Annotated in this window: 8 protein-coding genes; 4 read left to right on the top strand and 4 right to left on the bottom strand. The window is 60.9% G+C overall.

What is annotated here, in order from left to right; all coding sequences use genetic code 11:
* Positions 1-255 precede the first annotated feature (255 nt).
* Entirely contained in the window at positions 256-612 is a 357-nt protein-coding gene (locus SO139_RS45030; protein ID WP_474804805.1) for a hypothetical protein, read from the bottom strand.
* Between the two features lie 745 nt (positions 613-1357).
* On the opposite strand from SO139_RS45030, the gene SO139_RS45025 reads away from it, so the two are divergent.
* Together SO139_RS45025 and SO139_RS45020 are read left to right on the top strand one after the other, a co-directional pair.
* Positions 1358-1639, top strand: coding sequence for a hypothetical protein (locus SO139_RS45025; protein ID WP_498542058.1), 282 nt, complete (start codon positions 1358-1360; stop codon positions 1637-1639).
* Between the two features lie 35 nt (positions 1640-1674).
* Positions 1675-1890, top strand: a complete 216-nt coding sequence (locus SO139_RS45020) for a hypothetical protein (RefSeq protein ID WP_449381571.1) — start codon at positions 1675-1677, stop codon at positions 1888-1890.
* 605 nt (positions 1891-2495) lie between these two features.
* On the opposite strand, the gene SO139_RS45015 is transcribed toward SO139_RS45020, so the two are convergent.
* Positions 2496-3203: a L,D-transpeptidase gene (locus tag SO139_RS45015; RefSeq protein ID WP_449381570.1), complete on the bottom strand. Its 708-nt coding sequence runs from the start codon at positions 3201-3203 to the stop codon at positions 2496-2498.
* 274 nt (positions 3204-3477) lie between these two features.
* Here SO139_RS45015 and SO139_RS45010 point away from each other — a divergent pair, with 274 nt between their 5' ends.
* Positions 3478-4029, top strand: coding sequence for a helix-turn-helix transcriptional regulator (locus SO139_RS45010; protein ID WP_474804809.1), 552 nt, complete (start codon positions 3478-3480; stop codon positions 4027-4029).
* A gap of 235 nt (positions 4030-4264) precedes the next feature.
* On the opposite strand, the gene SO139_RS45005 is transcribed toward SO139_RS45010, so the two are convergent.
* Entirely contained in the window at positions 4265-4912 is a 648-nt protein-coding gene (locus SO139_RS45005; protein ID WP_449381568.1) for a trimeric intracellular cation channel family protein, read from the bottom strand.
* A gap of 45 nt (positions 4913-4957) precedes the next feature.
* Entirely contained in the window at positions 4958-6226 is a 1269-nt protein-coding gene (locus SO139_RS45000) for a M20 family metallopeptidase (protein WP_449381567.1), read from the bottom strand.
* Between the two features lie 459 nt (positions 6227-6685).
* On the opposite strand from SO139_RS45000, the gene SO139_RS44995 reads away from it, so the two are divergent.
* Positions 6686-7002: ATPase domain-containing protein (locus tag SO139_RS44995; RefSeq protein WP_498542057.1), on the top strand; the 317-nt coding region annotated here is incomplete at its 3' end.

Here is a 7002-nt window from a genome sequence, read left to right as displayed (position 1 = left end):
GCCCAAGCGCATGCGCCTCGCCGAGCATGAGTTGCCGCCCCTCGTGCGCAGCGCCTGACCTCAAGACAAATGTGTAGTGGCGACTTTTCAGCTAAGGCATTGATTTGCCTGAACCGACCCCCCGAATCTGCGCAAGTTGGGCTAGCAGAGACCGGAAAGTGATGGGCCGGCATCCATTGGCTCCTTTTGCGCCCGCCCGGGACGTCGGCCATCACTTTGCGCCTAGTCCATCGCTTCGTTGCCCGCCCGCGCGATCTATCGGCTCTCTGCAGCTTCGCCAGAACGGTCTTTGCGTTCGGCGCGGGCTTCCCGCATATCAGTATTGGCGGCCGACGCGGGGCGCGAAAGCTCATAGCTCAACAGCGGCTCGGCGGCAGTTGCACTGCCAGCCGAGCTGCGCATCGGCGAGCGCTCGATCGCGGACGCACCGAGGATCGCGAGCAGTGCTGCGCCGATTAGCGCCGCGAGCGCCCATGACATCAGTCCATGCTGCCCGTCCCACCGCTCGCCATCATCTTCAATCGTTACGAGCGCAGGCGTAGGCCGCGCGATCCGGCCGGCCATGTAGCCGCCAAAGCCGAAGCTGACGATCGCCTGGAAGATCAGATACAATCCCGACAGCAGCGCGGAGATCGAAGCGGTGCGAAAAAACGTTGCCTTGTGCCCGGCTTTCCTTGTCCTATTTCCCGTCCACCAAAAGTCGCGCGCGCGAGCTTAGCATGCGTCAAACAGAAAATGCCCGAACACACATCCTCCCGTTGGGGTAGCAAGACGAACATCCCCGATCGGGAGTGAACATTGTGGCCGCGATTCATCTGTAAAGCTTGCGGCAGGCGTGGCGCAGGGAATTATGATGAGCATCCTCCCGAGCGCGAAGCGCGCCAGGCTGGTTCATGAAGCTCACCGCCGAACTCCCTTCGCCAGCCCCCGCGATCTCCTCTTAGAACAGGACACGAATTCCTTTTCCAGCACTTATAACACCGAGCAATCAGCGCCGTTCGCCCGACCCATCAGCCTTCGATCTTGATCCATTTTCCGGGCATCACCATGCCTGCACAAAAAGTTCTTTGAACAGAAATCCTCTTACCAGCTTGTTCGTGTAGTCTTGTGGCAGCCTCCAATCTGGACGAGAGCTCTCCGCTCCACTTAGCCGCCGCCGCCTTAGATCCTTTGTGATTGTGAAGACCGAAGCGCGCGCCGCCGCCTCCAGCACCGCGGCAGCGTGCGCCGTTGTCCTCCGGTCCGCGATCAGCGCAGCGACGGAACAACGTTACAGCAGCGACGGAACAACATTACATCCGAGAGTTCGCGGAACGAAACGGCTCCTCAGCCTTTCTCTGAGGTTTGGGAGTAGCCCATGACTTCTCAGGCTATAGAAGGCGCGTGCGCGTTCGCTTGGCGGAACTACTTGCTGCTCCATAGCGGTGTCAGCGAGGAGGACATAAGGCGTTCGGCTCTCTATCGCTACGTCACTAATCTTGGTGATACCGGCCGACATGATTTCGATCTCTTGCAAATAGCGGCAGTCGCTTACTTGAAGAGCCTGGATGAATTGCATCACGACCGAGCTGCGAGACTCGCGGCAGATCAAGTTCTGGCCGAGCGTTTAGAGTCGCAAGGTGCGCTAACCGACGCTTAGTTTGGCCATAGCACCGCAGCTAAGGAGCGAACAGCATGACAGACAAGAACCCTACGAGCGACCCACAAAGGCGAATTGCCGCAGCGACAGCAATCGGCGTGAATGCCCTGAAACCAATGCTTCGCTTTCAGGTTTCATTGCTGAGGATGTGGGCCGATAGTGTTGAGAGGTTGGTCGGCAATTACGAAAAACAGGTGCAAGAAGCCGCCGACCGCCGAACGTTTAGACAAGGAACGCGCTGCCTAGATTAACGCGAACGGCTGGGTGATGCGCCATAGTTCACCAAATGGGTGATGCGCCATAGTTCACCAAAAGGGCCTTGAACGATCTCGGGATTGCACATCGCGAGCCCGTCTACGGGTCAGGGTCCGCGAGCCTAGCCAGGGCTGATGCGGGGTACCCTCGACGGAATGAAAAGGAGGAGGCTCCGCTGTAAATTGTGACCTCCAGGTGGCTGCATTGCTCGCCATACACGGGGTGGGTGATGAAACTGCTGGCCTTGGCCAGGATGTGAAGCGCGGCCAGCCGCTATTCATTCTTGAGGCTACCGACACAGTCCAAGGACTTAACGACCTCGTTGCAGCGCTCGGCGCGATGAACACGGCGCGAGGCTTGCGCGACGAGCACGCAGCGCTCCAGCCTGCTGTCCGGATTTCGTCGCGACACCAATTTAAGCCGCGGCGCGCGTTCGATGAATTTTACCGATGGGCACACGCGCACCAAGCGGACCAGAGCACAGATCGCAGCTGATACCACCCCCAAGGCTCATAGCCGGACGGCCGGCGCCAAGGCGGCGTAGGTCAAGCCGACGGGCCTCTCGGAGAGCTACCGGCGGCGCCTGGACCGACGCCGTTGCCTATGCCGGCAGCACTATCACCTTCGTCTTGACGGGCGTTCGCGAATAGAGGTCGAGCATGTCCTGGCTGAGGAGGCCGGTACAGCCGCTCGTAATGCCGTTCCCGATCGTTTCAGGGTCGCTAGTGCTATAGATCGTGTAAAGCGTGTACGCCCCATTTTGATAGAGGTAGAGCACGCGGGCACCAAGCGGATTGTCAAGACCTCCCGGCATACCACGAGCATATTTGCCCGCCTCCGGCTGTCGCGCGATCATCTCCTTGGGTGGCGTCCAGGTAGGCCATTCGGCTTTGCGCCCGACATATGCCTCCCCGCTCCACCGGAACCCATCGCGGCCGACATTGGCGCCATAGCGCGTCGCGTTTCCCTCGCCTTCAATGCGGTAAACATAGTACTTGCTGGGATCGACGATAATCGTACCAGGCGCCTCATTGCTGTCATAGCGCACTGTCTTGCGAAAATATTTCGGATTGATCTTACTTACATCGACCGCAGGGATCGGGAATTTCTCGTTGGGCACAGGCCCGTAGACTTTCTCCGCCTCGGCCAGGCTCATGTAGTCGGATGCGCAACCGGCCAGGCCCAGTGCGGCGAGACCGGCAGCGGAGCCGAACACAAAGGCCCGTCGGTTGACAAGCCGCGACCGATGACCAGGCAGAGTCCCCTCACCCATCGCGCCGGCGTCGGCAATTCCACGGTCCATAAACATGATTTCGGATTTTCCTTGTCCCGTTGTACGGCCCGAGAAGACTTTGGCATACAGTAGCAGGGTCGAGAAGGTTCTTCGTCAGTCGAGCTTGAAATCTCTTGACCAGCGACGGCCTTGTGAGTCTCTCCCGAGAACAATGCGAGAACTCTCTTCTTGAATGCGGCTGGCCTATCGCTACAAACCAAAGCCATCCAGGGCGCAGTCTGCGGGGTCTCACCACCATCTGCGAGGCGCAATGACTGCGTTACAACGCAGCGCCTAGCGTAAAGCAGGTATGGGCGTGCAAACTCTGCTCGAGCGACGCCTCATGGGCGCCGCATTCGCTCCCGATCACGTCAGCCTGACCTATTCTGAAGCCGATGGTTTAGGGCTGCCCGCGGATTCGATCGGATGTCCGGTACATTTCGAGCGCCGGCTCAACCGCATCGTTTTTCGTTCGGATTGGCTGGACCAGGCCGCCCATCTCGGAAACAACACGAGCTATCCGATGGTCGTTGCACTTTGCGATAATCTGCTGGACGAACTGAAATTACGAGTTGGGATCGCCGGGGAAATCCGCGCACTTCTGCTGCGTGATATCGCCAACCCTCCAACCCTTGCCGATGTGGCGAAAGTGCTCGACATCAGCGACCGCCCGCTGCGGCGTCAGCTTCGGCAGCAAGGCATCTCTTTTCGCGGCCTCCTGGATGAGCTCCGGACACACACGGCGCTGAAATATCTGCGCACGACCAAGCTCGCCAACGCGGACATTGCGCTGGCGCTGGGCTTCACGACGCCGCAAATTTTTCGCCGTGCATTTCATCATCGATTGGTCGTCTCAAGTTGACGAGCCTCACCTCAGTACCGGATCCTGATCGCGGCTCTACAGCCTGCGCGCCGTCCAATTGTTCGGCCTGCCAACCGACGTTCAGGCCAAGCTGTCCTGCCGCCATCAACGCAGCACGAGCCAGGATCCCTCCAAAGGTCGGATAGGCCGGCGGGATCTGGGCCAGATCGTCGACGCGCATCATCTTCCCGGCGATCGAGGAGTAAAGAATGGAAGCTGCCTCAGATCCTCGACGTCATCTCGATGGCTTGTCACCGTCTTCGGTACTTTGCGTGCCCAGAACCGCGACCGGAAGCTTCCAGCCTCGCTTCATCGCGACGATTCGGAGACCGAAGCACAGCGCCGCCCCCACCAGCACGGCAGGTCCAGAAGGAAGTTGGAGTTTTGCGGCAATCACGACGACCGCCGCGCCAAGCAGCGCCGCCACGGCGTAAAGCTCTGCGCGCAGCACGACCGGAATCTCGGCCAGCAGAACGTCCCGGGCCACGCCGCCGCCGATTCCCGTCAGCATGCCGAGCAAGGTCGCCATGACAGGGTTCAGTCCGTGCGCGAGCGCCTTGTGCGCTCCGGACACCGCGAACAGCGCCAGGCCCGCGGCGTCGAACAGCAGCACGGGATTCCAACGCCGCACGACAACCAACGGGAAGAAGAATGTAATGGCCCCGGCCGCGAGCGACACGCCCAAATAATGCCAGTCGTCGATAGCTCCGGGCGGAACGGCTCCGATCAGGACATCGCGGGTTATTCCACCCGTGTTCGCTGCCACGAACGACAGCACCAGCACGCCGAATAGGTCCAGCTTGTGCCTGACGCCCGCCATCGCCCCGCTCAATGCAAAGACGAACGTGCCCGCAAGATCAAGCAGATACGGAAGCGACTCCACAACGTTGTGTCCCCGAATTGCCGATCTCCATCAACTGCGACGGCATCACGATGCCAACCAGGCCCGCGCCGCGACGACCAGCGCTTCAACGCCAGTTCTTAGCGTGGGATGGAGAACGGGCGCAAATTTCGGACTGTGGTTCACCGGAAGTTCGTTGATTTTGTTCGCCCCTTTGGCCTTAGCATAGACTTCCGGATCGGTGCCGCCAACGAACCAGAACACCGAGGGCGAATGCCACTCGGTCCCGAACGATCCGAAGTCCTCGCTCGCCGGCGCAGGCCCCGTCTCCCGCACCCTCTCGCTCCCGAAATACGCCCGGAACGCATCAACCACCCGTTTGCTCGCGTCCTGATCGTTCAAATTCAGAGGATAATGGTCCAAGGCGGTGATCTCTGGCTTACGTGGCGCGCCCGAAGCCTCGGCTTCGGCGTTGACGATCCGCTCGATCGCGGCCAACACTCGCTTGCGCACGCCTTCATCGAAGGTCCGCACGTTGAGCTTGATGATGGCCTCGTCGGGAATGACGTTCTCCTTGGTGCCCGCCTGCAGCGCTCCGACGGTGACGACCGCCGCCTCGGCAGCGGCCACCTCGCGCGAAACGATGGTCTGCAGCCGCATCACCGTCGCAGCCGCCATGACCACGGGGTCGATGCTTGCCTGCGGCATCGAGCCATGCGCACCGCGGCCGAAGAGACGGATCTGCAGACTGTCTGCGGCGGAGGTAATGGCGCCCGGACGTCCGGCGACAGTCCCAGACGGCCCTACCATGACGTGCTGGCCAAGGACCACATCCGGCTTGGTAAAACGCTTGAACAGCCCGTCGTCGATCATGGCTTGCGCCCCTTCCGCCGTCTCTTCGCCGGGTTGAAAGACCGCCATCAACGTGCCGCGCCAGGTCGGCCGCGCCTCGGCGAGCAGCTTTGCGGCGCCCGCGAGCCAAGTGACGTGCATGTCGTGGCCGCACATATGCGCGACGGGAACGGTTTCACCGTCCCGATTGATCATGGTTACCTTGCTCTGGTACGGCAGGCCGGTCGCCTCCTGGACAGGTAGCGCATCCATGTCGGCCCGCAGCATAACGGTAGGCCCATCGCCGTTGCGCAGGATGCCCACGACACCCGTCTTGCCGATCTCCGTTGTCACTTCGTAGCCGGCGTCGCGAAGCCGGTCGGCCGCCAGGCCCGCCGTCCGCGTCTCCTGCATCGACAGCTCGGGATGCGAGTGCACGTCCTTGTAGAGAGCCTCAAGATCTGGAAGCAGGCCATCGAGCTTTCGCAGAGCCGCGTCGGATGAACTCGCCTTCGTCTTGCTCATAACCCGATCCTTCTATAGCAGCATTGCGGGCCCGCAGCCGATGGTTCGTCGGCTACGACCTGGCGTTGGCCTTAATCCAAGCCGCATAAGCCTGCATGAATCCAGATGCTGTGGACGGCTCCTCCGCCCGGCACGCGAGTGCCATGGAGTTGGGGCCCTGTTAGGGCTCCCACGATCTTGAGGAGCTACCCACGCAAACACTAGCAGACATCGAGTGAGCGGTGTCCTCGATAGGGAGATGGTTGAGGGCTGCAGGTACACTGGAACCCAGCTTAGGGCGCGAGCGTTTGTGCCTTCGGATGGTCGCGCTCATCTCGCCACCTTCCTAATAAACAGTCAATGCCGCAGCCGCGGGGTGCTTTGCGCCAGGCGTCTCCGTTTCCGCCGACCAGCCCGCTCGCTCGCGGCCGGCCGAGCGTATGACAGTGTGGAAAAAGGCAGCAAGGATCGGACAATAGAGTGTCGCAACGGATCGAGCGTCAAGCAAGGACAGGCATCGAGGGGCTGGATGACGTGCTGGGAGGAGGACTTCAGCGTGGACGCGCATTCCTTCTCGAAGGTGCCCCGGGCACCGGCAAGACGACAGTCGCGACGCAGTTCCTGATCGCGGGAGCGGAGGCTGACGAGTGCTGCCTCTACATCACTCTCTCCGAGACCGAGGATGAGTTGCGCGCCGGCGCCACCTCGCACGGGTGGGAGTTGTCGGCCATTGAAGTCTTCGAGCTGATTCCGCCCGAGAACTTGCTCGACGAGAACCAGCAACAGAGCCTGCTCTA

This window comes from Bradyrhizobium sp. UFLA05-89, from assembly GCF_059803475.1.
The sequence above is the reverse complement of the archived record's forward strand: the minus strand, read 5'-3'. Positions and strand labels throughout refer to the sequence as shown.